Source organism: Methylobacterium sp. ap11, from assembly GCF_900110515.1.
Taxonomy (GTDB): domain Bacteria; phylum Pseudomonadota; class Alphaproteobacteria; order Rhizobiales; family Beijerinckiaceae; genus Methylobacterium; species Methylobacterium ajmalii.
Map to the genome: position 1 here is coordinate 21,800 of NZ_FOEB01000022.1, position 26,453 is coordinate 48,252.

Annotated in this window: 19 protein-coding genes; 11 read left to right on the forward strand and 8 right to left on the reverse strand. The window is 73.5% G+C overall.

Annotated elements, in window-relative coordinates:
- Positions 1–181: 181 nt before the first annotated feature.
- Together BMX97_RS24540 and BMX97_RS24545 are read left to right on the forward strand one after the other, a co-directional pair.
- On the forward strand, positions 182–1,483 hold the full coding sequence (locus BMX97_RS24540) for an MFS transporter (RefSeq protein ID WP_091753833.1): 1,302 nt from the start codon (positions 182–184) through the stop codon (positions 1,481–1,483).
- Between the two features lie 57 nt (positions 1,484–1,540).
- Entirely contained in the window at positions 1,541–2,572 is a 1,032-nt protein-coding gene (locus tag BMX97_RS24545) for an AraC family transcriptional regulator (protein WP_091753834.1), read from the forward strand.
- 148 nt (positions 2,573–2,720) lie between these two features.
- Here the strand turns inward: BMX97_RS24545 and BMX97_RS24550 are convergent, their stop codons facing one another.
- Positions 2,721–3,215: a Ros/MucR family transcriptional regulator gene (locus BMX97_RS24550; RefSeq protein WP_244538624.1), complete on the reverse strand. Its 495-nt coding sequence runs from the start codon at positions 3,213–3,215 to the stop codon at positions 2,721–2,723.
- Between the two features lie 452 nt (positions 3,216–3,667).
- On the opposite strand from BMX97_RS24550, the gene BMX97_RS24555 reads away from it, so the two are divergent.
- A complete protein-coding gene (locus BMX97_RS24555) occupies positions 3,668–6,013 on the forward strand; it encodes an Orn/Lys/Arg family decarboxylase (RefSeq protein WP_091753836.1) in 2,346 nt (781 codons plus the stop codon).
- Positions 6,013–6,618, forward strand: a complete 606-nt coding sequence (locus BMX97_RS24560) for a GNAT family N-acetyltransferase (protein WP_091753837.1) — start codon at positions 6,013–6,015, stop codon at positions 6,616–6,618. The genes BMX97_RS24555 and BMX97_RS24560 overlap by 1 nt, the downstream gene beginning before the upstream one ends.
- A 46-nt stretch (positions 6,619–6,664) precedes the next feature.
- Here BMX97_RS24560 and BMX97_RS24565 read toward each other — a convergent pair whose 3' ends face one another.
- Positions 6,665–7,900, reverse strand: a complete 1,236-nt coding sequence (locus tag BMX97_RS24565) for an oxalate decarboxylase family bicupin (protein WP_091753838.1) — start codon at positions 7,898–7,900, stop codon at positions 6,665–6,667.
- Positions 7,901–8,090: 190 nt separating this feature from the next.
- Here BMX97_RS24565 and BMX97_RS24570 point away from each other — a divergent pair, with 190 nt between their 5' ends.
- On the forward strand, positions 8,091–9,269 hold the full coding sequence (locus BMX97_RS24570) for a methyl acetate hydrolase AcmB (protein ID WP_091753839.1): 1,179 nt from the start codon (positions 8,091–8,093) through the stop codon (positions 9,267–9,269).
- A 130-nt stretch (positions 9,270–9,399) separates the two neighbouring features.
- Here the strand turns inward: BMX97_RS24570 and BMX97_RS24575 are convergent, their stop codons facing one another.
- Positions 9,400–10,650 carry a NupC/NupG family nucleoside CNT transporter gene (locus BMX97_RS24575; RefSeq protein WP_091753840.1) on the reverse strand — a complete coding sequence of 417 codons (1,251 nt, stop codon included), beginning with the start codon at positions 10,648–10,650 and terminating at the stop codon, positions 9,400–9,402.
- A 172-nt stretch (positions 10,651–10,822) separates the two neighbouring features.
- Here BMX97_RS24575 and BMX97_RS24580 point away from each other — a divergent pair, with 172 nt between their 5' ends.
- On the forward strand, positions 10,823–13,303 hold the full coding sequence (locus tag BMX97_RS24580; RefSeq protein WP_091753841.1) for a caspase family protein: 2,481 nt from the start codon (positions 10,823–10,825) through the stop codon (positions 13,301–13,303).
- A gap of 198 nt (positions 13,304–13,501) precedes the next feature.
- Here the strand turns inward: BMX97_RS24580 and BMX97_RS24585 are convergent, their stop codons facing one another.
- Entirely contained in the window at positions 13,502–14,548 is a 1,047-nt protein-coding gene (locus tag BMX97_RS24585) for a GlxA family transcriptional regulator (protein WP_244538625.1), read from the reverse strand.
- Positions 14,549–14,745: 197 nt separating this feature from the next.
- Between BMX97_RS24585 and BMX97_RS24590 the strand changes: the two genes are divergently transcribed.
- The 5 genes from BMX97_RS24590 (at position 14,746) to BMX97_RS24610 (ending at position 21,382) form a co-directional block, all read left to right on the forward strand.
- Positions 14,746–15,999, forward strand: coding sequence for a sarcosine oxidase subunit beta family protein (locus BMX97_RS24590; RefSeq protein ID WP_091753842.1), 1,254 nt, complete (start codon positions 14,746–14,748; stop codon positions 15,997–15,999).
- A gap of 92 nt (positions 16,000–16,091) precedes the next feature.
- Complete coding sequence (locus BMX97_RS24595; RefSeq protein ID WP_091753843.1) at positions 16,092–16,433, forward strand: sarcosine oxidase subunit delta; 342 nt, start codon at positions 16,092–16,094, stop codon at positions 16,431–16,433.
- The gene (locus tag BMX97_RS24600) at positions 16,433–19,420 is read left to right on the forward strand and encodes a sarcosine oxidase subunit alpha family protein (protein WP_091753844.1); all 2,988 of its coding nucleotides are present in this window, start codon (positions 16,433–16,435) and stop codon (positions 19,418–19,420) included. Before BMX97_RS24595 ends, BMX97_RS24600 begins: the two co-directional genes overlap by 1 nt.
- Entirely contained in the window at positions 19,413–20,033 is a 621-nt protein-coding gene (locus BMX97_RS24605; RefSeq protein WP_091753845.1) for a sarcosine oxidase subunit gamma, read from the forward strand. Before BMX97_RS24600 ends, BMX97_RS24605 begins: the two co-directional genes overlap by 8 nt.
- On the forward strand, positions 20,030–21,382 hold the full coding sequence (locus tag BMX97_RS24610) for an L-serine ammonia-lyase (RefSeq protein ID WP_091753846.1): 1,353 nt from the start codon (positions 20,030–20,032) through the stop codon (positions 21,380–21,382). Before BMX97_RS24605 ends, BMX97_RS24610 begins: the two co-directional genes overlap by 4 nt.
- 524 nt (positions 21,383–21,906) lie before the next feature.
- Here BMX97_RS24610 and BMX97_RS24615 read toward each other — a convergent pair.
- The 4 genes from BMX97_RS24615 to BMX97_RS24630 are packed head-to-tail and all read right to left on the reverse strand — an operon-like array spanning position 21,907 to position 26,400.
- Positions 21,907–22,428 carry a prolyl-tRNA synthetase associated domain-containing protein gene (locus BMX97_RS24615; RefSeq protein WP_091753847.1) on the reverse strand — a complete coding sequence of 174 codons (522 nt, stop codon included), beginning with the start codon at positions 22,426–22,428 and terminating at the stop codon, positions 21,907–21,909.
- An 8-nt stretch (positions 22,429–22,436) separates the two neighbouring features.
- Complete coding sequence (locus BMX97_RS24620; RefSeq protein WP_091753848.1) at positions 22,437–23,258, reverse strand: adenine nucleotide alpha hydrolase family protein; 822 nt, start codon at positions 23,256–23,258, stop codon at positions 22,437–22,439.
- On the reverse strand, positions 23,255–24,505 hold the full coding sequence (locus BMX97_RS24625) for an electron transfer flavoprotein subunit alpha/FixB family protein (protein ID WP_091753849.1): 1,251 nt from the start codon (positions 24,503–24,505) through the stop codon (positions 23,255–23,257). The genes BMX97_RS24620 and BMX97_RS24625 overlap by 4 nt, the downstream gene beginning before the upstream one ends.
- Positions 24,502–26,400 carry a DUF3483 domain-containing protein gene (locus BMX97_RS24630; RefSeq protein WP_091753850.1) on the reverse strand — a complete coding sequence of 633 codons (1,899 nt, stop codon included), beginning with the start codon at positions 26,398–26,400 and terminating at the stop codon, positions 24,502–24,504. The genes BMX97_RS24625 and BMX97_RS24630 overlap by 4 nt, the downstream gene beginning before the upstream one ends.
- Positions 26,401–26,453: the final 53 nt, after the last annotated feature.

Genomic DNA, 26,453 nt, shown 5'->3' on the forward strand with positions numbered 1-26,453 from the left:
AGCCCGCCCCGACCGCGCCGGGGCCTCGCGACGGGCTTCCGGTCGGCGGCGTTTTCTGCGACGAGGCCCGCATCCCCGCCGCCGCGCCCGCCTTCGCGCGACACCCAGCCCGGAGAGCCGCCACGCATGGGCGAGAACCACGCCGCCGGGTCCGGACCCGCGCCCGCCAGGGCCTGAGCCGATGCGACGTCTCCGGCCCGGGCGCCTCGCCCTCGCGCCGGCCTGGCCCGGCGTGTGGCTTCTGGCCGGCGCCCACCTCCTCGCCTTCGCCGACCGGTTCATCGCCGCCCTGGTCGCCCCGGCGATCAAGGCCGACCTGCGCCTGAGCGACTTCGAGCTCGGCCTCGTCCAGGGCACCGCCTTCGTGGCGGCCTACGCGGTCGCCTCGCTGGCGGCCGGCCCCCTGGTCGACCGGCTCCACCGCCCGCGCCTCATCGCCGCCGGGGTCCTGGTCTGGGGGCTGGCCTCCCTGGCCTGCGGGCTGGCCACCGGCCTCGGGGAGCTGGTCCTCGGCCGCGCGGCCCTGGGCCTCGGCCAGGCGGTCCTCACCCCGGCCGCCCTGGCGCTCATCGCGGCGCGCCAGCCGCGGGACCGGATCGGTCAGGGCGTCTCGCTCTACGTCGCCGGCGCCACCCTGGGCCGGGCGACGGCGCTGGGGCTCGGCGGCGGGCTCCTCGCCCTGCTGCCGGCGACGGTCCCCCTCGGCCCCGGCGCCCCGGTCGCGGCCTGGCGGGTGCTGTTCGCCCTCAGCGTCGTGCCGAACCTCGTCCTCGCCGTCCTTCTCCTGCGCCTGCCCGATCCCGGGCGCGGCGTCGGCCGCCGCCCGGCGCGCCGGCAGGCCCTCACGCCCTGGCTCGCCCGGCATGCCGGGCGCTACGCCGTCCTCGCGGTCGCCGGGATCGCCGTCACCCTGGTGGTGCAGACCACCAACGCCTGGGCGGTGACGCTGCTCGTGCGCCGCTTCGGCCTGTCCCTGCCCTTCGCCGGGATGGTGTTCGGGACGATCGTCGCCGTCGCCGCCCCGCTCGGCCAGGTCGCGGGCGGGCGCCTCCTCGACCGCACGGCCCGGCGCGGCCTGCCAGGCGGGCGGCTGGTGCTCGGCGCGCTCCTCGGCACCCTGCCGCTCGCCGCGACCGTAGGGCTGGCAAACGACCGCGGGCTCGCGCTGACGGCGCTGGTCGCCCTGATCTTCGGCCTCGGCATCGGCTCGGTCGCGACGCTGGCGGGGCTGCAGCTCATGACGCCGCGCGCGCTGCGCGGCCGCGTCACCGCGCCGTTCGTGGCCTGCACGACGCTCGCGGGGTTCGGGCTGGGCCCGCCCCTGGTCGGGCTCCTGGCCGATCGCGTCTTCGGCGAGGCCGGGCTCGGCCGGGCCCTGCTCGCCGCGAGCCTGCCGGCCTACGCGGCCGGGATCATTGCCCTCCTGCTCGGTGCGCGCTACCTCCGCGGACCGGTGGCCGCAAAGGAAGGCGAGCGCCGCTGAGAGGTCGGGGGGCCGAAGCGCCCCGTCCGCTCCGACCAGGGAGCCCCCCGCGCGGCGATGGACACGATCACCCTCGGCCCCGACCTGCCCGCCGCCGACGACGCCTTCGAGGCGTACCGCGCGCTCTACAGCAGCGGCACCGACGTCGATCGCCTGGCGGGCACGTTGCGGACCGAGGTCGTCGCCCACCGGCTGCCGCGCATGCTGGTCTTCGACCGCCGCCTCGCCGGGGTATCGCATGCCCGCGGGCCGCGCCGGGTCGCCCGCGACGGGTTCGACCACGTCACGCTCCACCTGGTGCTGTCCGGGCGCATGATGCTGGAGGTGCCCGGCGCGATCCGGGCGGTCGAGGCCGGCAGCCTCGCGCTGTTCGACCTCACCCGGCCGCAGCGCACCTGGACCGAGGGCGCGCACATCGTCACCGCGTCGATCGCCCGCGACCGCCTCGATCCGGCGGTGATCGACGGGCTCGACCTGCACGGGCTGGTGCTCGGCCCGGGCGCCGCGGGGCTGTCGATCGACTTTCTCCGCTCGCTCGCCGCCCATGCCGCGGGGCTGACGCCGCACCTTGCCGGCATCGCGACCGATTCGCTGTGCCTGCTCCTCGGGGCGACCCTGGCCTCGCTACGCGACCGGGCCGGATCGGTCCCGCCCCCGGTAGCCGCCGGGCGCGCCCGCGCCCGGGCCACCGCGTATATCGACCGGCATCTCGGCGACCGCGACCTCTCGGCCGCGACGGTCGCGGCCGGGATCGGCGTGTCGCGCAGCGTGCTCTACCGCCTGTTCGAGCCGGCGGGCGGGGTCACCCGGTTCGTGCAGCAGCGGCGCGTGGCGCAGCTGCGCCGCTCCCTGTCGCGCCCCGACGAGCACCGCACCGTCGACGAGCTCGCGACCGCGACCGGCTTCACCTCGCCGAGCCATGCCGGACGGCTGTTCCGCGACGCCTTCGGCGTTCCGCCCGGGGAGTACCGGCGCGGCGCGCGCGGCCCTGCCGAGCCGGACCGGGCCGGCCCGCTCCGGCTCGCGCACATCGATCGCGCGGGCGTGCCGCCGCTCGGCTTCATGCCCTGGCACGGCGAATTGATGTGACCGGAATCGAGGGGCCCTGACGGGCGAAGGGCGACCGGCCCCCGCCGGTCGCCCTCGAGATCCGCGGTCCGGCCCGGAGCGCGGAGCGGCCGGGCGGTCTCGCGGGCGATTGTTCCGTGTGCCGCCCCGGACGGGACGGCCCGCGGCCTCAGGCGCGGCGGCGCTTGGCCGGCTTCGCGTCGGCGACCGGCGCCGTCACGACGGCATCCGACGAGGCGCGCTTGGCGGCGGCCGCGACGGTGCGGCCCCGGCCCAGGCCGATGCTCTTCGCCAGCTCGGAGCGCTGCGCGGCGTAGTTGGCGGCGACCATCGGGTAATCGTGCGGCAGGCCCCACTTGCGGCGGTACTCCTCGGGGGAGAGGCCGCGGGTGGAGAGGTGGCGCTTGAGCGACTTGTACTGCTTCCCGTCCTCGAGGCTGATCAGGTAGTCCGGGGTCACCGTCTTCTTGATCGGCATCAGCGGGGTCGGCTTCTCGGCCTCCTTGGCGGCGGGCTGGCCGAGGGACAGGAAGGCGGTGTGCACGGTGCCGATCAGGCCGGCCAGATCGGCGGCCGGAACCGAGTTGTTGGCGACGTAGGCCGACACGACGTCGGCAGCGAGGGCGACGAAGTCGACGTCCTGGACCAGATTTTCTTGCGACACGGATATTCGTCCTAAATCAACGCACCCGATGGACGGGCATGGTGCCGATATCGGGCAGGCCCGCGCAGTTTCAACCCACCGTCGTACGGTCAGCGCGGAATTACCCACAGATGCTTTTTGTAATCGTCCGGAAATGATGTCGCGCAACGGCTTCATCCTGCGCGACAGATGCACCCAAGCCTTGCGCCCGACGACGGCTACTCCCCGGCGGACTCTGCGAATCCCGCCCGGACGGGTGGCGGAGCGCCCGGACCGTCTCGACGACGGTCCGACCTCGATCGGTGCGTGCCGGGCTTTGCGCATGACGGGGGGAGGTTCGGACGCCCGACGGAGCAGGCGGGTGTCCGCGCCGAAAGGCCGAGCGGATTCGCCGCAGGGCCGGGACCGTCATCGGAACGTCATGAGAGGGGCCGACACGCAGGCCATACCGTGACGGACAGGAGCCCCGCCCGATGGATTTCCACCGCCGCTTTACCGTGCTGATGTGCACGCCGGCCTTCGATCCGGACGACCTGGAGGGCGTGCGCGTCAACCAGATCGTGGCGGCGGTCGAGCATCGCGGCTTCGAGGTGGTGCGGGCGCGGCGGGTCGAGGACGCGGCGATCGCGGTCCAGACCGACGCGGCGGTCGGCTGCCTGGTGGTGGACTGGGGCAAGCGCGGCCTCGACGGCAAGGCGGCGGCGCTCATCGACATGATGCGCAAGCGCGGCCTCGAGATGCCGATCGTCATCATGGTCCGGCGCAAGCGGCTCGAGGACATTCCGGTCGAGCTGCTCGACTTCATCGACGGCTACATCTTCCTGGCGGAAGAGACTCCCGAATTCATCGCCCGCGGCCTCGTCAGCCGCGTGACGCAATACGCCGAGACCCTCAAGACCCCGTTCTTCGGCGCGCTGGTCGACTACGCCGAGAAGGGCAACCAGCTCTGGACCTGCCCCGGCCACAACGGCGGCATCTTCTACAACCGCTCGCCGATCGGCCGCATCTTCGTCGAGCACTTGGGCGAGGCGATCTTTCGCGACGACCTCGACAACTCGGTCCTCGATCTCGGCGACCTCCTGACCCACGAGGGCCCGGCCCTCAAGGCGCAGAAGGAAGCGGCCCAGATCTTCGGGGCGGAGAAGACCTACTTCGTGCTCAACGGCACCTCGGCCTCGAACAAGATCGTCCTGTCCTCGCTGGTGGCCGAGGACGACCTGGTGCTGTTCGACCGCAACAACCACAAGGCGGCGCATCACGGCGCGCTGTTCCTCGGCGGCGGCATCCCGATCTTCCTGGAGACCGACCGCAACGCCTACGGGCTGATCGGCCCGATCTTCCACGAGGCGCTGGACGAGGACAAGATCCGCCGGAAGATCCGCGACAACCCGCTGGTCAAGGACAAGGAGGCGTGGCGCAAGGAGCGGCCGTTCCGCGTCGCGGTGATCGAGCAATGCACCTATGACGGCACGATCTACGACGCCCGCGAGATCGTTTCGAAGATCGGCCACCTCTGCGACTACATCCTGTTCGACGAGGCCTGGGCCGGCTTCATGAAGTTCCATCCCCTGTTCCAGGGCCGCTACGCCATGGGGCTGACGGGTCTCGACGAGACCTCGCCCGGCATCATCGCCACCCAATCGACCCACAAGCAGCTCGCGAGCTTCTCCCAGGCCTCGCAGATCCACACCAAGGACGGGCATATCCGCGGCCAGACCCGGCGGGTGGAGCACCGGCGCCTCAACGAGAGCTTCCTCGTCCACGCCTCGACCTCGCCGTTCTACCCCCTCTTCGCCTCCCTCGACGTCGGCGCCCAGATGATGAAGGGGCGCTCCGGCATGATCCTGTGGGACGACACGATCCGGCTCGGCATCGAGTGGCGCAAGAAGGTGCGGGCGATCCGCAAGGAGTTCGAGGAGAACGAGCGCGACCCCAAGCGCCGCTGGTTCTTCGATCCCTTCGTGCCCGACATGGCGACGGGCGCGGGCGCCGCCGAGGTGCCGTGGGAGAGCCTGCCGACCGACGAGCTCGCCTCCGACGCCCGCCACTGGGAGCTGAAGCCCGGGGCCGGCTGGCACGGCTTCACCCATGTCGCGCCGGGCTACGCCATCACCGACCCGAACAAGCTCACGGTGCTCACCCCCGGCTTCGACCGGCAGACCGGCGAGTACACCGAGCACGGCGTGCCGGCGCCGATCGTCGCCCAGTACCTACGCGAGAACCGCATCGTCCCGGAGAAGAACGATCTCAACTCGCTGCTCTTCCTGCTGACGCCGGGCGTCGAATCCTCGAAGGCCGGCACACTGATCTCGGGGTTGGTCGCCTTCAAGCGCCTGCACGACGACAACGTGCTGCTCGAAGAGGCGATGCCGGAATTCGTTCGGCGCCGGCCGCAGCGCTACGGCGGCGTGCGCCTGCGCGACCTCTGCGCCGACTACCACGCCTTCCACCGGCAGGCCGGGACCTCGGGGCTGCAGCGCAAGCAGTTCATGCCCGAGCACCTGCCCGAGATGGTGATGCCGCCGAAGGCCGCGGCCCAGATGCTGACCCGCAACAACGTCGACTTCGTGCCGATCGCGGAAGCCGAGGGGCGCATCGCCACGACCCTGATGCTGGTCTACCCGCCGGGCATCGGCACCGTGCTGCCGGGCGAGCGGCTCGACGAGCGGGCGAAGCCCATGCTCGACTACTTCAAGATGTTCGAGGCCGCCGCCAACCTGTTCCCGGGCTTCGAGGCCGAGATCCAGGGCGTCTACCGCCAGGTCGAGCCGGACGGGCGCATCCGGTTCTACACCTACGTGCTGCGGGAGGGCCGCTGATGGATTCGGCGCCTTCGCAGCCGGGAATCGTGATCCGGCCGTCGACCGATGCGGACGTCGCGGCGATGATCGACATCTACGAGCACCACATCCGCCACGGCGTCGGCGATACCGGCGACTTCGAGGAGGACCGGCTCCGGCCGGACGACCTCAAGCGCCGGCGCAAGAACATGCGCTCGAAGCGCCTGCCCCACCTCGTGGCCGAGCGCCACGGGATGGTGGCGGGCTACGCCTACGCGGTGCCGTTCCGCAAGCGGCCGGCCTACCGCTACACGCTCAAGCACTCGATCTACGTCCATGCCGGCCACCTGCATGCCGGCATCGGCCGGCGCCTGCTTCCGGCGCTGATCGAGGCCTGCGCGGCGGGCGGCTACCGCCAGATGATCGGCTATATCGACGCCGAGAACGAGGCGTCCTTGCGCCTGCACGAGACCTGCGGCTTCACGCGTGTCGGCCACCTGCCGGCCGTGGCCTACCGCCACGGACGCTGGGCCGACAGCGTGATGGTGCAATGCGCGCTCGGCACCGGCGCGTCCGACCAGCCCTCGACCTGGCGCCAGGAGGCGGTGGTGCAGGAGGCCCGGGCGCCGCTGCCGCTGGCATGACGCCCTCGCCGGGGACGGGGCCGATCGCCCCGTCCCGGGGCAAGGCTCACCCTTTCACCACCGGCGTCTTGGCGGTGGGCAGCCCGGCGAGCACCGCCTCGTCGACGTTGAGGTGCGCCCGCACCAGGGCGTGCGGGGTCAGCGCCATCCACTGGTTGAGCGACACGTCGGCGTAGGTCGGGCTGCGGAACAGCTCGAGGAAGCGCAGCGGCGTCGAGCCGGTATTCTCGACGTAATGGCCCATGGCGAACGGCACGTAGCCGACGTCGCCGGCCTGGTAGTCGAAGGTGCGGGCCTTCGATTCGGAGCCGAACACCGTCATCCGGCCCTGGCCCGAGAGGTAGTATTGCCACTCGTCGCCGTTCGGGTGCCAGTGCAGCTCGCGCAAGCCGCCGGGCTCGAGCTCGACGAGGGCCGCCGCGATGGTCTTCGAGGCCGGAAACACCTTCGAGTCGGTGATGCGGACCGAGCCGCCCTTGGTGCGGATCGGCTCCTGCGCCAGCATCCGGTAGCTGAAACCCTCCGGCACCGGCCCGGCGCCGCCGGTCCTGTCGCCGGCGATCGGCCCCGGCATCGGCGCCGGGAAGATGTACTTCTCCTTGTCGGGCAGCCCGGCCAACGCCGATTCCGGCACCCCGAAATTCTTCGCCAGAATGTCGCGCGGGGTATGGGCGAGCCAGTCGGTGATGAGGAAGGTCGAATCCTCCGAGAAGTGCCCGTCGTCGAAGACGAGCAGGAACTCGCAGCCGTCGACCTCGCCCGGCAGGCCCTGGATCGAGTGCGGGATGCCGGAGGGGAAGTACCAGAGGTCGCCCTCGCCCACGTCGTCCACGAAGGTGCGGCCGGCCTGGTCGACCGCCGTGATGCGGGCCCGGCCCTTCAGCATGTAGGCCCACTCGGCCTCCTTGTGCCAATGCATCTCGCGGGCGACGCCGGCCTTGAGCCGCATGTTCACGCCGGCCATCGCGGTCGAGATCGGCAATTCGCGGGTCGTGGTCTGGCGGGCCCAGCCGCCCTCCTCGATCCGCATGTGGCTGTCGGTGAACGACCACTTGAGGTTCGGCATCGTGCCGTGGTCGGTCTTCGGCGGCAGGGTGGTGAAGGGCTCCTCGGCCTGCCGGGCCGGGTTCACCGGCCCGAGGATGTCGGCGCCGTCCTTGCCGCGGATCGGCTGCGGCCCCGACGGGGCGGCCGGAGCCTGCGCTTGGGCAGTGGCGGCGGCGGTGCCGACGAGGCCGGCAGCCGCGGCGGCCAGGGTGTCGCGGCGGGAGATGAGGGTCACGGGCGGTCTCCTGCTCCGGCGGAAACGAGGATTCGGCGCCTCCGCTCGGCACCGGCTCAATCGCGCGCCCGGCCGCGGCGTTCCCTGGGGTCAGGCCTGCGCCGCCGGCATCCCGGGCAGGGCTCCCGCCTGACAGGGCGGCGGCGGCGGGATAGTCTGCCGCCCAACGACGAATGCCGGGAGGACACGGATGGGCGACGATCTGACGGCCGCGGCCGACGCGATCCTGCGGCGCGCGGTGGCCGGCCCCCCCGGGCTCGCCGGCGTGGTCGCGATGGCGACCGACCGGGAGCGGGTCCTCTATGCCGGCGCCGCCGGGCAGCGCGCGCCCGACGCGCCGATGACTCCCGACACGGTGATGGCGATCTTCTCCACCACCAAGGCCGTCACCGCCACCGCCGTACTGCAGCTCGCCGAGGAGGGCCGGCTCGACCTCGACGCCCCGGCTGCCAGTTACGTGCCGGCCTTGGCCGAGATCCAGGTGCTCGAGGGGTTGTCCGAGGACGACACGCCGCGCCTGCGCCCGCCGGCGCGCCCGATCACCACCCGGATGCTGCTCCTGCACACGGCGGGCTTCGGCTACGACATCTTCAACGAGCGCTACGCCCGCCTCCTGCGGGCACGCAAGCAGGCGAGCGTCACCAGCGGCACCCGCGCCGCGCTGATGACCCCGCTGCTGTTCGATCCCGGCGAGTCGTGGGAGTACGGCAGCAGCATCGACTGGGCCGGCCAGGTGGTCGAGGCGGTGACGGGCGAGCGCCTCGGGACGGTGATGCGGGAGCGGATCTTCGCGCCGCTCGGCATGGACTCGACCGGCTTCGTGCTGACGCCCGACATGCGCGGCCGCCTCGCCCGGATGCACCAGCGCGGCGGGGAGGGCGCGTTGACGGAGATCGCCGGCTTCGAGCTGCCACAGGCGCCCGAGGTCGAGATGGGCGGCCACGGGCTCTATTCGACCGCCGAGGACTACCTGCGCTTCGTCCGGATGTGGCTCGACGACGGCGCGGGGCCGCACGGCCCGGTCCTGCGGCCCGAGACGGTCGCGATGGCGGCAACGAACGGCCTCGGGCCGGATCTCAGGATCCGCGCCCTGCCGGGGGTGAAGCGTCACCTCTCGCACGACGCCGAGTTCTTCCCCGGAATGCCGAAATCCTGGGGCCTGAGCTTCATGATCAACGACGAGGAGGCGCCGACCGGGCGCTCCGCCGGCTCGCTCGCCTGGGCGGGCCTCGCCAACCTGTATTTCTGGATCGACCGGACCAGGGGGGTCGGCGGGTTCTGGGGCACGCAGCTCTTCCCATTCGCCGATCCAGCTTCGGTAGAGAATTTCCTGGATTTCGAGACGGCGGTGTACAGGAGCCTGTCCTGACTCCTGCCGGACCCCTGATCCTTCCGTCCACGACCTCATCCTGAGGTGTTGGTCGATCGAAGATCGCCCGGCACCTCGGGATGAGGTTCGCGAGTGGGATAGGATGGGTTTTGGAGCGAACCAGAAGCCCTCACGCCCCGATGAACACCCCGGCGATCGCTGCGCTGGTCAGGTTCGACAGGGTGCCGGCGAGGATCGCCCGCAGGCCGAAGGCCGCAACCTCGGAGCGGCGCTCGGGGACCAGGCTGCCGAAGCTCGCGAGCTGGATCGCGATCGACGACAGGTTGGCGAAGCCGCACAGCGCGAAGCATAGGATCGCGGTGGTCCGGGGGCCGAGCTCGCCGCTCTTCAGGACCGGCGACAGGTTGGCGTAGGCCAGGAACTCGTTGAAGGCGAGCTTCTGGCCGATGGCGCCGCCGACCAGGATCGTCTGGTCCCACGGCACGCCGAGGAGCCAGGCGAGCGGCGCGAGCACGAAGCCGAGCCCGCCCTCGATCGAGGCGCCGGGCATCCCGACGAGGCCGCCCGCATAGGCGACGAGACCGTTCAGCAGCGCGATCAGGCCGACGAAGGCGATCAGCATCGCGCCGACCGCCGCCGCCACCGCGAGGCCCTTCTGGGTGCCGTCGGCGGCGGCCTCGATCACGTTGACGGCCCGGGTCTCGCCGAAGGTGACCTGCATCGTCGTCACCCGGCTCGGCTCGGTCGAGGGGACCAGGATCTTGGCGTAGAGGAGCCCGCCGGGGATCGCCATGAACGAGGCGGCGAGCAGGTAGGGCATTGGCACGCCGAGCGCGGCGTAGCCGGCGAGGATCGAGCCGGCGGTGGAGGCCGCCCCGCTCGTCATCACGGCGAAGAGCTCGGCCCCGGTGAGCAGCGCCAGGAAGGGGCGCAAAGCCACGGCGATCTCGCTCTGGCCGATGAAGATGGTGATGACCGCCGAGAAGGTCTCGATGCGCGAGGTGCCGAGCACCCGCTGCAACGCCGCCCCCAAGCCCCGGGCGAGGGCCTGCATCACACCGAAATGGTAGAGCACCGCGATCAGCGCCGAGACGTAGATGATCTGCGGCAGGACCCGCAGGGCCAGCACGAAGCCGCCGCCGCCGAACAACTCGAACATCTTGGGCTCGACGAGGCCGCCGAACAGGAACGCCACGCCCTTGTCGCCGTAGGACAGGACCGCCTGGACCGCGTCGGCCACGGCGCCGAGGCCCGTGCGGCCGGCGGGCCAGAACAGCACCAGGGCGCCGAGCGTCACCTGCACGGCGAGGGCCGAGAGCACCACCCGCGGCCGGATCGCCCGCCGGTTGGTCGAGAACAGCACCGCGATGGCGATCATCAGCGCGATGCTGGCGGCGGCGTGGATCAGTCTGTCCGGCATCGAGGCTCCCTCTTCGGCAATCGCCGCAGCAAGGGTGATGCCGCATCGTTCAGTGACGGTTCAAGGGCCGGGGGACGAGATGGGGTGCGCCTTCGTCCTGCCCGGAAACCGGGCGACCAGATGCGATCCGCCGCGCAAGGACGCGGTCCGCCACCCACGGGAGGGCAACGCCATGCCGCCGCTCCGCCACCTCGTTCTCGCCCTCGCGGCGCTGGCGAGCCTCGCCGCCGCCGCCCTGCCGGCGGGGGCCGCGCCCGCCGAGCGGCGCATCGCCCTCGTGATCGGCAACGGCGCCTATCCGGGCGGCGCGCTGCCCACCGCCGCCAACGATGCCGGCCTCGTCGCCCAGACGCTGCAGGCGGCGGGGTTCGACGTCGTCGGCGCCCGCGACCTCGACGAGGATTCGCTCCGCCGCACCCTGCGCGACTTCACCGACAAGGCCGCGGCGGCGGGGCCGGACACGGTGGCGTTCCTCTACCTCTCCGGCTCCGGGCTGCAGCTCGCCAACGAGGCCTATTTCGCCCCGGTCGACGCGCGGATCGAGACCGCCAGCGACGTGCCGCTGCGGACCCTGCGGATCTCCGATTACGTCTCGCGCCTCGCCGCCCTGCCGCTCAAGGCGCGCTTCGTGGTGCTGGACGCCGCGCGGGCCTCGCCGTTCCACCTGAAGGGCGATCCGCTCGCCGGCGGCCTGCCCCTGATGGAAGCCGAGCCCGGCAGCCTGATCGCCACCAACGCGGCGCCCGGCACCGTCGGCCCGGCCGAGACCGGCCCCTACGGCGCCTACGCGCTCGCCCTCGTCGAGATGATCCGCGAGGGCGGCCTCGCCCCCGCGGCCCTGTTCGAGCGGGTGCGCCTGCGGGTGGCCGAGACGACCCGCGGCGCCGAGGTGCCGTGGAGCGCCTCCCGCATCGCGGCGCCGTTCGTGTTCCTGGAGCGGGAGGCCGGGGCGCCCTCCCTCGCCGGCTTCGAGCCGCCGCGAAAGCCGCTCGGCGAGATCGGCGCGCGGGAGGCCTACGCCGCCTGCCTCGCCCGCGACACCCTGCCGGCCTACGAGGAGTTCACCGCCGCCTACCCGCGCGATCCGCTGGCCAAGCGCGTGCGGGCGATCATCGCGGCGCGGCGCGAGGCCCTGACCTGGCGCACCAGCGCCATGGCCGACACGCCGGAGGCCTACTGGTCCTACCTCGGCCGCTATCCCCGCGGGCCGCATGCCTGGGATGCCCGTCGCCGCCTCTCGGCATTCGCCGCCGCGCTGGCGCCGCCGCCGGACTACCGCGCCCTCGCGTACGACGTGCCGCCGCCCCCGCCCGACGAGATCGTCTACGTCGAGCGCCCGGCCCTCGTCCTCGACGACCCGGTCTACGCCCTGCCGCCGCCGCCCGTGGTCTTCCTGCCGCCGCGCCCGGTCGTGCTGGTGGAGCTCGCCCCGCCCCCGCCGCCGCCCGTGGCCTACCTGCTGCCGGTGCCGGCCTACGTCCCGGTGCCGACCTACGTGGTCGCCCCGCCCGCCGTGGTGGCCCCGCCGAACCCGGTGCTGTTCCACAACCTCCACGCTCCGGTCGCGGCGGGACCGGAACTCCACGGGGCGCCACCCGGGGGAGCCGGCCTCGCGCCGGTCGCCGGCGCCGCCGTGGGCGCGGCGATCGGCGCCGCGGCAGCCCGCGTCGCCCTGCCGCCCGCCCTCGCCCGGAAGGCCGAGCTTCCGCCCGGCGCTCCGGGACAGATCCCGCGCCGCGACGGGCCGTCTCCCGGCCCGATTCCCGGTACGCCCGCCGCACCGCTCGCCGGTCCTCTTGCCGGCCCGGCTGCCGGCCCGGCTGCCCTGCGGCCGAGCCTGCCCGGGCAGATCGCGCCCGCCGCAGGGCCGCGGCCGGCGCCGAACCCGGCCCAGGCCCTGCCGGGTGCCGGCGGCACGCCGCTGCCCGCCGTCGCCGGACGACCGGGCCTGCCCATCGCCCCGGCCGACGGCCGGGCGGGACTCAACCAGATCCCGCCCGCCGCAGGGCGGGCCGGCACCCAGGCCGGCATGCCGCCCCCGGTGAACCACCCCGGCACGACACCTCCACCCGGGAGTGCCGCCGGCGTTCCGCAAGGGCCTGCGGCCGGCGTGTTACAGGGGCCTGCGGCCGGCTTGACACAGGGCGTACGCCCGCCGGTCACGCCGCTGCGCCCGGTGCAGCCCCTGCGCAGCGCCCAGCCGCAGCGGATGCCGCCCGGGGCGCGACCGACCCTGCCGCCGCAGGCCGGCCCGCCCCCGTCGATGCCGCCCCGGCTCGCCCAGCCCCAGCCGCGCATGGCGCCGCAGCGCATGGCACAGCCGCCCCGCCCGGCCGGCCGGGCGCCGCAAGCCGACGACGCCCTGCGCCGGATGCGGATGGATCAGGCGATCCGCCAGCAGGCCCAGCAGGCTCAGGCGCAAGCCCAGGCGCGCCAGCGGGGCGAGGCGCAGCAGATGATGCAGCGCCAGCAGCAGCAGATGCAGGACGCGATGCGACGCCAGCAGGCCCAGGCGATGCGCCAGCCGCAGATGGCCGCGCCACGCCCCCAGCCGATGGCCCCTCGACCGATGCCGCAGATGCCCCGCCCGGCGCCGCACGGCCCGGGGCCGGGCCACGGCTGCGGCCATCCGGGCGGGCCGCCCTGCCGGTAGGGCCGACCGGGCGCGTGTCCGCTCTCCCGTGCGGGGGCGCGGGTACGCTCCTCCGGCTTGCGAACCGACTCGCTGGCAGCACGCACGCTCTCCCTCCCCGGCCGAGAGGGCGCTCGGCGGAACCCCCTGCCACTCATCCTCCGGGACCGCCCCGCCGCAAACGGGAGCGGACGCGCACGGCCGTCGACCCAAAAACCCTCAGGCCGGCTCTCGACGGCCCGGCGCCTCGCTGCCGCGGATGGCGGCGCCGCGCGGCGCGGGGGGGGTCGTCGAGGATTTCCGCTCGGCGCTCGGCGGGCGGCCGAAATGGTCGACATAGGCCTTCGAGAAGTGCGACGCCGACGAGAAGCCGCATTCGAGCGCGACGGTGAGGAGCGGCATCGCCGTCTGGCGGATCAGGTGGCGGGCGTGGTCGAGGCGCACGTGCAGGTAGTGCTTGGCCGGCGAGCAGCCGAGATACTTGAGGAAAAGCCGTTCGAGCTGGCGCTTCGACAGCCGTACGGTGTCGGCCAGCGCCTGGCTGCCGAGCGGTTCGGCGAAGGTCTCCTCCATCAGGGCCACCACCTGCAGGAGCTTGGGGTGGGCCACGCCGAGCCGCATGCGCAGGTCCATGCGCTGGCGCTCGTCGGCCTCGCGGATGCGGTGGTGGATCAGCTGGTCGGCGACCTCGGAGGCGAGGCCCGGCCCGTGCGCCCGGGCGATGAGCGACAGCATCATGTCGGCCGCCGCGGTCCCGCCGGCGCAGGTGTAGCGGGTGCGGTCGATCTCGAACAGGTCGGAGCCGATCTCCAGCGAATCGTGCTCGGAGGCGAGGCTCGCGAGGTTCTCCCAGTGGATCGTCGCCCGGTAACCGTTGAGAAGCCCCGCCTTGGCCAGCACGTAGGTACCGGTGCAGACCGCCCCGATCGCCGCACCGCGGGACGCGCTGCGGCGCAGGGTGCCCTGGAGCGCGAGGTGGTCGTGGCGGTGGATGTCGAGCCCGCCGCAGACGATGAGCATGTCGAGCCCCTGCGCCTCCTCGAACCGGCCCGTCACCTTGACCTCAACGCCGTTCGAGGCCTCGCAGGTCGACCCGTCCGCCGACCACAGACCATAGCGGTAGAGCTCGCGGCCTGCCGCACGGTTCGCGAGCCGAAGCGGCTCGATCGCCGAGGTGAAGGCGATCATCGAGAACTGCGCCACCAGCATGAAGCCGACCGAGGTCGTCTCCACCACCTCCGCGGTCCCGTGTCCGGCCTGTTCCATCGCCCGCGCTCCGGTCCTCTGCATCACTTCCGCTCCGGCGAAGCGAGACTCGTTCCAGGTTACCCGATCCCGCGGGGAATCGCAGCCGGGCGGCGCGGCCCTGCACCGGCGTCGCAAATCTCAAACTCGCGGTCGCCGTCGAGAAAGCCCGGCCGGGGCGTGCGGCCGATGATCCCTCAACACAGCGAGGCTGACCGATGCGCCGCTTTTCCCTCACGTCGCTGCTCTCCGAATCCCTGAAGGGACACCAGGGCTGGGGCCGCCAGTGGCGGGATCCGCAGCCCAAGGCGGAGTACGACGTCGTCATCGTCGGCGGCGGCGGGCACGGCCTCGCCACGGCCTACTACCTCGCCACCGTGCACGGCATCACCAACGTGGCGGTGCTGGAGAAGGGCTGGATCGGCGGCGGCAACACCGGCCGCAACACCACGATCATCCGCTCCAACTACCTCTACGACGAGAGCGCCGCGCTCTACGAGCACGCCCTCAAGCTGTGGGAGGGCCTGTCGCAGGAGCTGAACTACAACGTGATGTTCTCGCAGCGCGGCGTCCTGATGCTCGCGCACAACATCCACGACGTCCAGAGCTTCAAGCGCCACGTCTACGCCAACCGCCTCAACGGCATCGACAACGAGTGGCTGTCGAAGGAAGAGTGCAAGGAGTTCTGTCCGCCGATCGAGATCTCGGACAAGCTCCGTTACCCCGTCCTCGGCGGCGCGCTGCAGCGCCGGGCCGGCACCGCCCGCCACGACGCGGTGGCCTGGGGCTACGCCCGCGGCGCCGATGCCCGCGGGGTCGACATCATCCAGAACTGCGAGGTCAAGGGCATCCGCCGCGACGCCTCCGGGGCGGCGATCGGCGTCGAGACGACCCGCGGCTTCATCAAGGCCGGGCGCATCGGCGTGGTGGCGGCCGGCCACACCTCGACCGTGATGGCGATGGCCGACGTGCGCATGCCGCTCGAGAGCTACCCGCTCCAGGCCCTGGTCTCGGAGCCGGTCAAGCCCGTCTTCCCCTGCGTGGTGATGTCGAACGCGGTCCACGCCTACATCTCGCAGTCGGACAAGGGCGAGCTGGTCATCGGCGCCGGCACCGACCAGTACACGTCCTACAGCCAGCAGGGCGGTCTCCACATCACCACCCACACGCTCGACGCGATCTGCGAGCTGTTTCCGCAATTCACCCGGATGCGGATGCTGCGCTCCTGGGGCGGCATCGTCGACGTGACGCCGGACCGTTCGCCGATCATCGGCAAGACCCCGGTCCGGAACCTGTTCGTCAATTGCGGCTGGGGCACCGGCGGCTTCAAGGCGACCCCGGGCTCGGGCCACGTCTTCGCCCACACGCTCGCCACCGGCACGCCGCACGCGATCAACGCGCCCTTCACCCTGGAGCGCTTCCGCACCGGGCGCCTGATCGACGAGGCCGCGGCCGCCGCCGTCGCGCATTGAGGCGGGCCCGGGCGGCGACGCCCGGCGCCCCCCCCACACACCCGAGACGCGACGCCCCTCCCCCTCCTTCTTCCGCCGCCACGAGGCGCCCGATGCTGCTGATCGCCTGTCCCCATTGCGGCAACCGACCCGAGACCGAGTTCCGGTGCGGCGGCCAAGCCCACATCGCCCGCCCCGTCGATCCGGCCGCCCTCGACGACCTCTCCTGGAGCGAGCACCTCTTCGTCCGGTCGAACCCCCGCGGCGTGCACGCCGAGCGGTGGTGCCACAGCCACGGCTGCGGGCGCTGGTTCAACGCGCTGCGCGACACCGTGAGCGACCGCTTCCTCGAGACCTACCCGGCGGGGGCGCAGCCGACCCGATCGTCCGACGTCGCCTCCCCGGAGGTCCCCGCAACCGTGACCCAGTCCACCGTGACGCAAGCGAGGGCGTGATGGCACAGCCGTTCAGAACCTCCCGGGGCGGCCGCATCGACCGCGCACGCCCGATCCGCTTCTCGTTCAACGGCCGCTCCGTCGAGGGCTACCACGGCGACACCGTCGCCTCGGCGCTCCTGGCCAACGGCATCCACCTCGTCGGGCGCTCGTTCAAGTACCACCGGCCGCGGGGCATCCTGAGCCACGGGCCCGACGAACCGAGCGCGCTGCTCTCGGTCGATCGCGGCCCGGGCCGGGTCGATCCGAACAACCGCGCCTCGGTGGTCGAGGCGCGCGACGGGCTCAAGACCCTGTCGCAGAACCACTGGCCCTCGCTCGAGGTCGATGTCGGCGAGGTCAACGACCTCCTGTCCCCGGTCTTCGTCGCCGGCTTCTACTACAAGACCTTCATGTGGCCCCGGAAGTTCTGGGACAAGGTCTACGAGCCGTTCATCCGCGCGGCCGCCGGCCTCGGCAAGGCGCCGGTGGCGGCCGATCCCGACCGCTACGCCAACCGCCACGCCCATTGCGACGTGCTGGTGGTCGGCGCCGGCCCCGCGGGCCTCGCGGCGGCCCTGGCGGCGGCGCGCACCGGCAAGCGGGTGATCCTCGCCGACGAGGGCCCCGAGCCCGGCGGCTCGCTCCTGCACGACCTGACCTCGCAGATCGACGGGCGGCCCGCCGCCGCCTGGCTCGCCGAGACCCTTGCCGATCTCGACGCGCGCGAGAACGTCATCCTGCTGCCGCGCACCACCGCCTTCGGCTACTACAACCACAACCACGTCGCGCTCGCCGAGCGCATCACCGACCACCTGCCGGCGGGCGGCGGGCAGGCCCCGCGCGAGCGGCTGTGGCAGGTGCGGGCCGGCGAGGTGGTGCTGGCCGGCGGCGCGCACGAGCGGCCCCTGGTCTTTTCCGACAACGACCGGCCGGGCGTGATGCTGGCCGAGAGCGTGCGGGTCTTCGCCAACCGCTACGGCGTGCTGCCGGGCCGGCGCATCGTGTTCGCGACGACCGGCGCCTCGGCCTACCGGGCCGCGCTCGACGCCAGGGCGGCCGGCGCCGAGGTCACCCTCGTCGACCTGCGGCTCGAGGCCGATTGCGGGGCGGAGCCGGCGGAGCTGCGTGCGGCCGGGATCGAGGTCCTGACCGGCCACACCGTGCTCGGCGCCAAGGGCCGCAAGCGCGTGACCGGGCTCGTCGTCGCGCCGATCGGCCCGGAGGGGCGCATCGGCGCCTCCCGCCTCCTGTCCTGCGACTGCGTCGGCATGTCGGGCGGCTGGACGCCGGCCGTGCACCTGTTCTCGCAATCCCGCGGCAAGCTCGTCTACGAGCCCGGCCTCGACGCCTTCGTGCCCGGCACCTCGGCGCAGGCCGAGCGCTCGGCGGGCGCGGCGAAGGGCACCTACGATCTCGCCGCCTGCCTGGCCGAGGGCGACGCGGCGGGGGCCGAGGCCGCGGGCTCGGAGGAGCGGCGCGCCCTCGCGGCGACGCCGACCGCGACCGGCTTCCAGCCGGTGCGGGTGATGCCCACGAACGCCGACCCGACCAAGGTCCGGGCCTTCGTCGACTTCCAGAACGACGTCACCGCCAAGGACATCAAGCTCGCGGTGCGCGAGGGCTTCCACTCGATCGAACACGTCAAGCGGTACACCACGACCGGCATGGCGACCGACCAGGGCAAGACCTCGAACATGAACGCGCTCGGCATCGTCGCCGGGCAGCTCGACAAGACCCTGCCGGGGGTCGGCACCACGACCTTCCGGCCGCCCTACACCCCCGTCACCTTCGGCACCCTGGTCGGCCCGGCGCGCCACGCCCTGTTCGACCCGATCCGCACCACGCCGATCCACGGCTGGGCCGAGGCCCACGGCGCCCTGTTCGAGAACGTCGCCCTGTGGCGGCGCGCCTGGTACTTCCCCAAGCCGGGCGAGGACCTGCACGCGGCGGTGGCCCGCGAGTGCAAGGCGGTGCGCGAGGGCGTCGGCATCTTCGACGCCTCGACGCTCGGCAAGATCGAGATCGTCGGCCCGGACGCGGCCGAGTTCATGAACCGGATGTACATCAACCCCTGGGCCAAGCTCGAACCCGGCCGCTGCCGCTACGGGCTGATGCTCAAGGAGGACGGCTACATCCTCGACGACGGCGTCGTCGCCCGGGTCTCGCCCGAGTGCTTCCACGTCACCACCACGACCGGCGGCGCCGCCCGGGTGCTCGCCCACATGGAGGACTACCTCCAGACCGAGTGGCCTGACCTCGACGTCTTCCTGACCTCGACCACCGAGCAATGGGCGGTCATCGCCCTCCAGGGCCCGAAGGCCCGCGCGGTGATCGAATCCCTGGTGGAGGGGATCGACCTGTCGCCGCAGGCCTTCCCCCACATGGCGATGCGCACCGGCACGATCTGCGGCGTGCCGACCCGGCTCTTTCGTGTGTCGTTCACCGGCGAGCTCGGCTTCGAGATCAACGTGCCCTCCGACCAGGCGCTCGCGGTCTGGGAGGCGATCATGGAGGCCGGCCGGCCGCACGGGATCACCCCCTACGGCACCGAGACGATGCACGTCCTGCGCGCCGAGAAGGGCTACATCATCGTCGGCCAGGAGACCGACGGCACGGTCACGCCGGACGACGTGGGCCTGGCCGGCATGATCGCCAAGGCGAAGAAGGACTTCGTCGGCAAGCGCTCCCTCGCGCGGCCCGACGTGGTCGCGACTGGCCGCAAGCAGCTGATCGGCCTCGTCACCGACGACCCGAAGGTCGTCCTCGACGAGGGCGCCCAGATCGTCGCCGATCCGGGCCAGCCGATCCCGATGCGGATGCTCGGCCACGTCACGTCGAGCTACTGGAGCGCCAATTGCAACCGCTCCATCGCCCTCGCCCTCGTGGCGGACGGCCGCGACCTCATGGGGCGGACGCTCCACGTCACGACCCCGGACGGCTTCACCACCGCCACGGTGGCCGAGCCGGTATTCCTCGATCCCAAGGGGGAGCGCATCAATGCTTGAGGTCCGCTACCGCACCGCCCGCACCCTGCCGCTCGGGCGCCCGGTGGCGCCCGCCCTGCCCCGCGGCGGCATCCTGATCCAGCCGGCCGAGGCCGAGGCGCGGTTCTCCCTGCGCCTGCGCGGGCCCCTCTCGCCCGGCGGCTTCCCCCTCGACCGGCCGATCAACACGGTGACGGGCGACGACCGGCGCTGGGTGGCGCGGCTCGGGCCCGACGAGTGGCTGATCGGGATGCCGGAGGGCGAGGCCGACCTCCTCGCCGAGGCCGCGGCCGCCGACCTCCGGGGCCGCGCCCACTCGCTCGTCGACATCTCGCACCGCAACGTCGGCATCGACGTCACCGGCGCGCTGGCGGCGGACGTCCTCAACGCCGGCTGCCCCCTCGATCTCGGCGACGCCGCCTTTCCGCCGGGCAGCGCGACCCGCACCCTGCTCGGCAAGGCCGAGATCGTGCTCATCCGCCATGCCGGCGCGGTGCCGTCCTACCGGGTCGAGTGCTGGCGCTCGTTCGCGACCTACGTGCACGGCTTCCTCCAGGAGGCCGCCATCGCGGCCGGCTTCCTCCAAGAGGCCGCCATCGCGGCCCAGCCGGTGGAGCGGGTCCCCGCCCGATGATCAGCGCCTTCGATCTGTTCAAGATCGGCATCGGCCCGTCGAGCTCGCACACGATCGGCCCGATGGTCGCCGCGCGCCGCTTCCGCGAGCGCGTGGCGGCCCTGCCCGGCGCGGCGCGGGTCACCGCGGAGATCTTCGGGTCGCTGGCCTGGACCGGGCGCGGCCACGCCACCGACGTGGCGATCTTCCTGGGGCTTCTCGGGCACGAGCCCGCCACCGTCGATCCCGACCGGGTGACGGAGTACACCGGAATCCTTGCGGAGACCGGCGACATCGGGCTGCCGGGGCTCGTCTTCGAGCCCGCCCGCGACCTCGCGCTCAACTTCACCGAAGTGCTGCCGCGCCACACCAACGGGATGCGGTTCCGCGCCTTCGACGCGGCGGGCGCCCTCCTCGACGAGGTGGTGTGCTACTCGGTCGGCGGCGGCTTCGTCGAGGAGGAGGGCGAGGCCGGCCCGGCGGGGATCGAGGCCGCTCCGGTTCCCTACCCGTTCGACAGCGGGGCCGACCTCCTGCGGATCTGCGCCGAGACCGGCCTGTCGATCCCGCAGGTCCAGATGGCCAACGAGCGCGCCCTGCGCGGCCAGGGAGAGATCGAGGACGGGCTCGACGCGATCCGCGACGCGATGCTCGCCTGCATCGCCCGCGGCCTGCGGATGGACGGGGAGCTGCCCGGCGGCCTCAAGGTGCGCCGGCGCGCCCGCCGCCTGCACGAGACGCTGGAGGCCAAGAAGCTCGCCAACAGCCGGCCGGCCCACGAGATCATGGACTGGATCGGCCTGTTCGCGCTCGCGGTGAACGAGGAGAACGCCTCGGGCGGGCGCGTGGTCACGGCCCCGACCAACGGGGCGGCCGGGATCGTGCCGGCGGTCCTGCGCTACATCGTCGATTTCTGCCCGGACTGGAGCGAGGCCCGCGGCCGCGACTACCTGCTCGCGGCGGCCGCGATCGGCGGGCTGATCAAGCGCCGCGCCTCGATCTCGGGCGCCGAGGTCGGCTGCCAGGGCGAGGTCGGCTCGGCCGCCGCCATGGCGGCGGCGGGGCTCGCCGCGGTCCTGGGCGGCTGCCCGCGCCAGGTGGCGAACGCCGCCGAGATCGCGATGGAGCACCATCTCGGCATGACCTGCGACCCGATCGGCGGCCTCGTCCAGATCCCCTGCATCGAGCGCAACGCCTTCGGGGCCAACAAGGCGGTGGCGGCGGCCTCCCTGGCGCTGCACGGCGACGGGGTGCACTTCGTCAGCCTCGACCAGGTCATCGAGACGATGCGCCAGACCGGCCACGACATGCAGGACAAGTACAAGGAGACCTCGCTGGGCGGGCTGGCGGTCAACGTCTCGGCGTGCTGATCGAAGGTCTGCTCGATCGGTCGCGACACGGATGGAGCATCCCCTCTCCCGAGTGGCCTTGCAGAGTCACACGACGCCTCTGAAGGCCGGCCCCTTGGAACGGAGGGCGCTTTCCCCTCCCCACGACTTGCAGCGATACCGGGCAAGCCCGGGAGCGCCTGGGGAGGAGAGGCGTGCTCCCTTGAAACGCGCACGCACCCGGACTGAGCTGTGTGAGTGCGACAGACCCGCCGCGGGGAGAGGGAATGCCTGTGCTCCTCCCGTCTCGGACCACGACACTGGTTCTGGCCGGGCTCCCCGGCTCATCGGCGGCCAGCCCTTTCCCGGATCTCCTCGCGCTGACGCTCCAGTCGTCCGGGAAAGGGGTTCGAGCCTTCAGGGAACCCGGCATCCACGTTCGTCGGTGTCGTGGACCGTGGTCTCGGAGATTTCCCCGGACTGCCTCGCCCTCGTCGCGAGGAGCCGGAAGGAGGGGCGCACCGAGCCGTGCGCGCGCTCTTCGTCCGCCCCCACGATTCGACGCCTCAGGCCGCCGCCTCGTCCCCCGTCCCGCCCGGCAACCCGAACGGCTCCGGCGCATGCCCCTCGGCCCGCAGGGCGGCCAGCAGGTCGGCGGGGGTCAGCGAGAGGGTGCGGTCGTTCACCAGCGGGTGGACGTTGATCCGCGCCTCGGCGAGCAGCGCATCCTGGATGAACACCTTCACGGCGCCTGGCGCAGCGTTGAGGGCGGCGAGCGGCGAGACGGCGCCGCTCTCGACGCCGAGCTGCTCGCGCAGGGCGTCCGCGCTGGCGAAGGACAGACCGCCGCGGGCGCCGAGAACCGACCGGAAGCCCTTGAGGTCGACCTGCGCGTCGTGGTGCAGCGTGACCAGGAAGTAGGTCTTCTTCCCGTCGCGCAGGAAGAGGTTCTTGGTATGCGCGCCCGCGATGTCGCCGCAGGCCGCCATCATCGCCTCGACGGTCAGGACCGGCGGGTGCTCGTAGAGCGTGTAGGGGATGGCGCGCTCGCGCAGGCGCGCCAGGAGGTCGTCCGAGGTCAGGGGCATGGTCGGTCTCATCGTGGATCGTCGGTGGGACGGGGTGCGGCGAGCACGCCGACCTGACGCAGATAAGCGAGAATCTCGCGCGCCGCCTCGTCGGGATCGGGCTGCACCAGGAGGCGACCGCCGGCCGAGGCCCCCGCCTCCCCGGTCGCCGCCTTCAGGCGCTCGGCCGCCGAGCCGCCGGCGGGTGCGCCCTTCACCAGCTTCGGCCGGCGGCGATAGGGCCGTTCCTCGATCGCCGGGAGGGCGCCCGCCTCCGCGGCGAGCCCCGGCGACACCTCGACCGGCGCGACCGCGACGGGCTCGAGCGCACCGCGGCGCGCCCGGCCATACGCGTAGGCGAGCGGCGCCGGTGCGTCGGGATGCACCGTCGCCAGGACGGGACCGCCGACGATCACCCGCCGCCGGGCGCCGCGGCCGAGGCTCTGGTCGAGGCTCAGCCGGCCCGCCGCCGCGGGGGCGAGGCCGATGACGTCGGGGATCAGCGGAAGGCCGAGCGCCTCGGCCAGCCCGTAGGGCACGAGCCCGGTCTCGGGCCCGCCCTGCCCGCGCCGTCCGGCGAGGATCAGGTCGGGCGCGAGCGCCGCCAGGCGCGCGGCGAGCGACGGCACCGGATCGGCCTCGGCGGCGACGGTCAGGTGCTCGATCCGGGCAAGCCCCTGGCCCAGGCCCTCGGCCACCGCGGCGACGTCGGGGCCGGCATGGAGACCGACGACCTCGTGCACCTCGCCGAGCCCGACGGCGAGGCGGATGGCTTGCGCCTCCAGCCGGGGCAGGACGGGGACGCCGGAGACCGGATGACGGCCGGCCGAGAGGAGAACCGCGAGTCTCATGGGGCGTCTCCCGTCGGGCCGGCGTCCTGCGCCAGGAGCCGCAGCAGGGCCGGCATGACGGCTTGCGCGTCCTGCACGATGGCGAGGCCGGCGCGCTCGATCATCGCCGCGTGCAGGTCGGTGTTGACCGCGACCACGTACTCGCAGCCCGCGACGCCCTGCAGGTGCTGGGGGGCGCCCGAGATGCCGAGCGCGACGTAGCAGGTCGCGGCGAGCACGGTGCCCGACGCGCCGACCTGGCTCGATCGCGGCATCAGCCCGGCATCGCACAGGACCCGGCTCGCGCCCGGCGTCGCGTGCAGGGCCGCGACGACCTCCCGGAAGGTCGCCAGGTCGGTGACGCCGCTGCCGGCGGCCGCGACGAAGCTCGCCAGACCGAGGGGCACCGTGGCGGGATCGGCGGGAATCGTCGTCGCCGACAGGATCGCGGGCCCCGTGCCGGCCGGTGTCTCGACGCGGACCGGGATCTCCCGCGCCTCGCGCGGCGGTCCGGCATACTCGGCCACCGCGTCGGCCGCGAGCGTGGCGAGGAGCCCCGGCGCCGTCCGCTGCTCGACGCGGCGCCCCCGCGCCGGACGGGCGAGCGCCCCGGCGGCGACGCTCTCCACGTCGGAAAACAGCGGCTGGCGCAGCCGCACCGCGACGCGCCGGGCGAGGTCGCCGCCGTCGGGGGATTCGGGAAACAGGACGTGGCGGGGCCGGAGGTCCGCGATCGCCGCCGCGACCCGGGCCGCCCGGCCCGCGGGATCGTAGCCCCCAGGATCGCAGTCCCGGGAATCGCCGCCGTCCGGGTCGTCGAGCCGGACCAGGCGGTCGGCGCCGGCCGGCCCGCTCCCCTCGCAGGTCCAGGGCGCCAGGAGCGCCACGCCGCCCTCGCGGCCGGCGAGCACGCGGGCGGCTCCGAGGACCTGGCGGTCGTGGGGCGAGAGCCGGCCCCCCGCCGCGTCGGGCACGACCAAGACCAGGAAAGCCGGCGCGTCGAGGACGACGACCGTCGGTACCGGGGCCTGCACCGCGCGCGGCGCCTCGTGGACGGGTCCCGCCTCGGGCCGCGCGACCTGGCTCAGGTCGTAGCGCGGGCGCAGCATGCCCGGCACGCGCTGGCCGTCGCGCTCGCGCCGGGGGTCGCGGCGCGGCCGCCCGCCGTCCCGGCGGACGGTCCGGTCGAGGCGGGGGCGGGTCCCCTCCCCGGGGGCGACGAGGAGTGCGGCGCGCTCGGCACGGGGGTCGCGGCGCGGGCGGGTCATCGTCCCGCCTCCACCGCCTGGAGCAGCAGCTCGGCGATGTCGCGGATCTCGGCCTTGCGGTCGGGCACGCCCTCCAGCATCGCCGTGCAGGACGGACAGGCGACCGCGACGATGCCGGCCCCGGTCTCCGCAGCCTGCGCCATGCGCAGGTCCGGGATCCGGCGCTCGCCCGGCACGTCGCTCACCGGCGCGCCGCCGCCGCCGCCGCAGCACATCGCCCGGCGGCCCGAACGGGCCATCTCGACCCGCGAGACGCCGATCGCGTCGAGGACGGCGCGGGGCGCCTCGGTCTCCCCGTTGTAGCGGGCGAGGTAGCAGGGGTCGTGGTAGGTCACCGAGACGTCGGCCAGGCGGCCCGGGGTCAGGCGCCCGGCGCGGATCAGCTCGAGCAGGAAGGCGGTGTGGTGCACCACCGCGTAGTGGCCGCCGAAGGCCGGGTACTCGTTGCGCAGGGCGTGGAGCGCGTGCGGATCGGCGGTGACGATGCGGCCGAAATCGTGGGCGGCCAGGGTCGCGATGTTGGCCCTGGCGAGGGCCTGGAAGGTCGCCTCGTCGCCGAGGCGCCGGGCGAGGTCGCCGGTATCGCGCTCCTCGGGACCGAGCACCGCGAAATCGACGCCGGCCTGCCGCAGGAGCCGCACCAGGGCGCGCAGGCTGCGGCCGTAGCGCAGGTCGTAGGCGCCCTCGCCGAGCCACAGCAGCACGTCCGCCCGCCCGCGGGGCGCCAGCACCGGCAGGTCGAGGCCGGCGGCAAAATCGGTGCGGGCGGCGAGCGGGCGTCCGCCGGCCTCGCCGGCCTGGCGCAGCTCGGTCACCGGGCCGACCGCCTTCTCGGGCAGGGCCCCGAGTTCGAGGGTCTGGTTGCGGCGCAAGGCGACCACGGCGTCGACATGCTCGATCATCATCGGGCATTCCTCGACGCAGGCCCGGCAGGTGGTGCAGGACCACAGCGTGTCGGGGTGGATCCGGGCCTCGGGCCCGACGAGTTCGATCAGCGCCCCGCGCCCGCCCCGCGCGTCCCGGCCGCCCGGATAGGGCGCGCCGGCATAGGCGGGTTCCGCTGGCGAGAGCCCGGCGACGAGGTCCTGGATCAGCTTCTTCGGGTTCAGGGGCTGGCCCGCCGCGAAGGCCGGGCAGGCGGTCTCGCAACGCCCGCAGCTGACGCAGGCGTCGTAGGACAGGAGCCGGTTCCAGGTGAAGTCCGCCGGCATCTCGGCGCCGAGGCGGGGCGCGTCGAGATCGAGGGGCTGGAGCGCGGTGTCGGGGCGGCCCGCGAAGCGGCCGGGCCGGGGATGGGCGACGAGGTGGAGCGCGCCGGCCGCGGCGTGGCGCATCGGCCCGTGCCGCACCTCGAAGGCCAGGCCGAGCCCGCCGGCGGCCGCCAGCGCCAGGGTGAAGGGGAGCGCGATCGCGCCGGCGCCGAGGGCCAGCAGCAGGGCGGTGAGCGTGCCGCCGAGGGCGTAGGCGAGGAGCAGGACCGGCAGGATCTGGAACCGCCCGGCGGAGAGGCGGGGCTTCTTCACCGGGTAGCGCCGCGCCCCGACCATCAGGGAACCCGCCGCCATGACCCCGAAGGCCGCCGCGACGACGCCCCAGTAGGGCCGGAAGCCGCCGAGCGGTGGCAGGATCGCGAGCGCCGTCAGGAGCGAGGCCGCCAGCATCCCGCCGGCCACGACCGCGTGCATCCGCGAGGCGTAGCCGTCCCGTGCGACGACGTGGTGGACGTCGACGAGGTAGCGCCGCGGCAGGCTGGCGAGGCCGGAGAGCCACGGCACGGAGGCGGCGGCCCCGGCCCGCCAGAGGGCGGCGCGGCGCAGGACCTGGACGAGGGCGAGCGCCGCCATCGCCCAGACGAGGCCGGGGAACACCGTGGTCAACGAGACGGGGCTGGTCATGCCATGTCGTCCGGGAGCGGGCGGCGGGATCGGGGTGAGCGGGAGCCGAGCGG

What these genes read in the sequence shown, in the direction of transcription:
- BMX97_RS24540 (WP_091753833.1), top strand. Translation starts at nt 182, where the DNA reads ATGCGACGTCTCCGGCCCGGGCGCCTCGCCCTCGCGCCGGCCTGGCCC.
- BMX97_RS24545 (WP_091753834.1), top strand. Translation starts at nt 1,541, where the DNA reads ATGGACACGATCACCCTCGGCCCCGACCTGCCCGCCGCCGACGACGCC.
- BMX97_RS24555 (WP_091753836.1), top strand. Translation starts at nt 3,668, where the DNA reads ATGGATTTCCACCGCCGCTTTACCGTGCTGATGTGCACGCCGGCCTTC.
- BMX97_RS24560 (WP_091753837.1), top strand. Translation starts at nt 6,013, where the DNA reads ATGGATTCGGCGCCTTCGCAGCCGGGAATCGTGATCCGGCCGTCGACC.
- BMX97_RS24570 (WP_091753839.1), top strand. Translation starts at nt 8,091, where the DNA reads ATGGGCGACGATCTGACGGCCGCGGCCGACGCGATCCTGCGGCGCGCG.
- BMX97_RS24575 (WP_091753840.1), bottom strand. Translation starts at nt 10,650, where the DNA reads ATGCCGGACAGACTGATCCACGCCGCCGCCAGCATCGCGCTGATGATC.
- BMX97_RS24580 (WP_091753841.1), top strand. Translation starts at nt 10,823, where the DNA reads ATGCCGCCGCTCCGCCACCTCGTTCTCGCCCTCGCGGCGCTGGCGAGC.
- BMX97_RS24585 (WP_244538625.1), bottom strand. Translation starts at nt 14,548, where the DNA reads ATGGAACAGGCCGGACACGGGACCGCGGAGGTGGTGGAGACGACCTCG.
- BMX97_RS24590 (WP_091753842.1), top strand. Translation starts at nt 14,746, where the DNA reads ATGCGCCGCTTTTCCCTCACGTCGCTGCTCTCCGAATCCCTGAAGGGA.
- BMX97_RS24595 (WP_091753843.1), top strand. Translation starts at nt 16,092, where the DNA reads ATGCTGCTGATCGCCTGTCCCCATTGCGGCAACCGACCCGAGACCGAG.
- BMX97_RS24600 (WP_091753844.1), top strand. Translation starts at nt 16,433, where the DNA reads ATGGCACAGCCGTTCAGAACCTCCCGGGGCGGCCGCATCGACCGCGCA.
- BMX97_RS24605 (WP_091753845.1), top strand. Translation starts at nt 19,413, where the DNA reads ATGCTTGAGGTCCGCTACCGCACCGCCCGCACCCTGCCGCTCGGGCGC.
- BMX97_RS24610 (WP_091753846.1), top strand. Translation starts at nt 20,030, where the DNA reads ATGATCAGCGCCTTCGATCTGTTCAAGATCGGCATCGGCCCGTCGAGC.
- BMX97_RS24615 (WP_091753847.1), bottom strand. Translation starts at nt 22,428, where the DNA reads ATGCCCCTGACCTCGGACGACCTCCTGGCGCGCCTGCGCGAGCGCGCC.
- BMX97_RS24620 (WP_091753848.1), bottom strand. Translation starts at nt 23,258, where the DNA reads ATGAGACTCGCGGTTCTCCTCTCGGCCGGCCGTCATCCGGTCTCCGGC.
- BMX97_RS24625 (WP_091753849.1), bottom strand. Translation starts at nt 24,505, where the DNA reads ATGACCCGCCCGCGCCGCGACCCCCGTGCCGAGCGCGCCGCACTCCTC.
- BMX97_RS24630 (WP_091753850.1), bottom strand. Translation starts at nt 26,400, where the DNA reads ATGACCAGCCCCGTCTCGTTGACCACGGTGTTCCCCGGCCTCGTCTGG.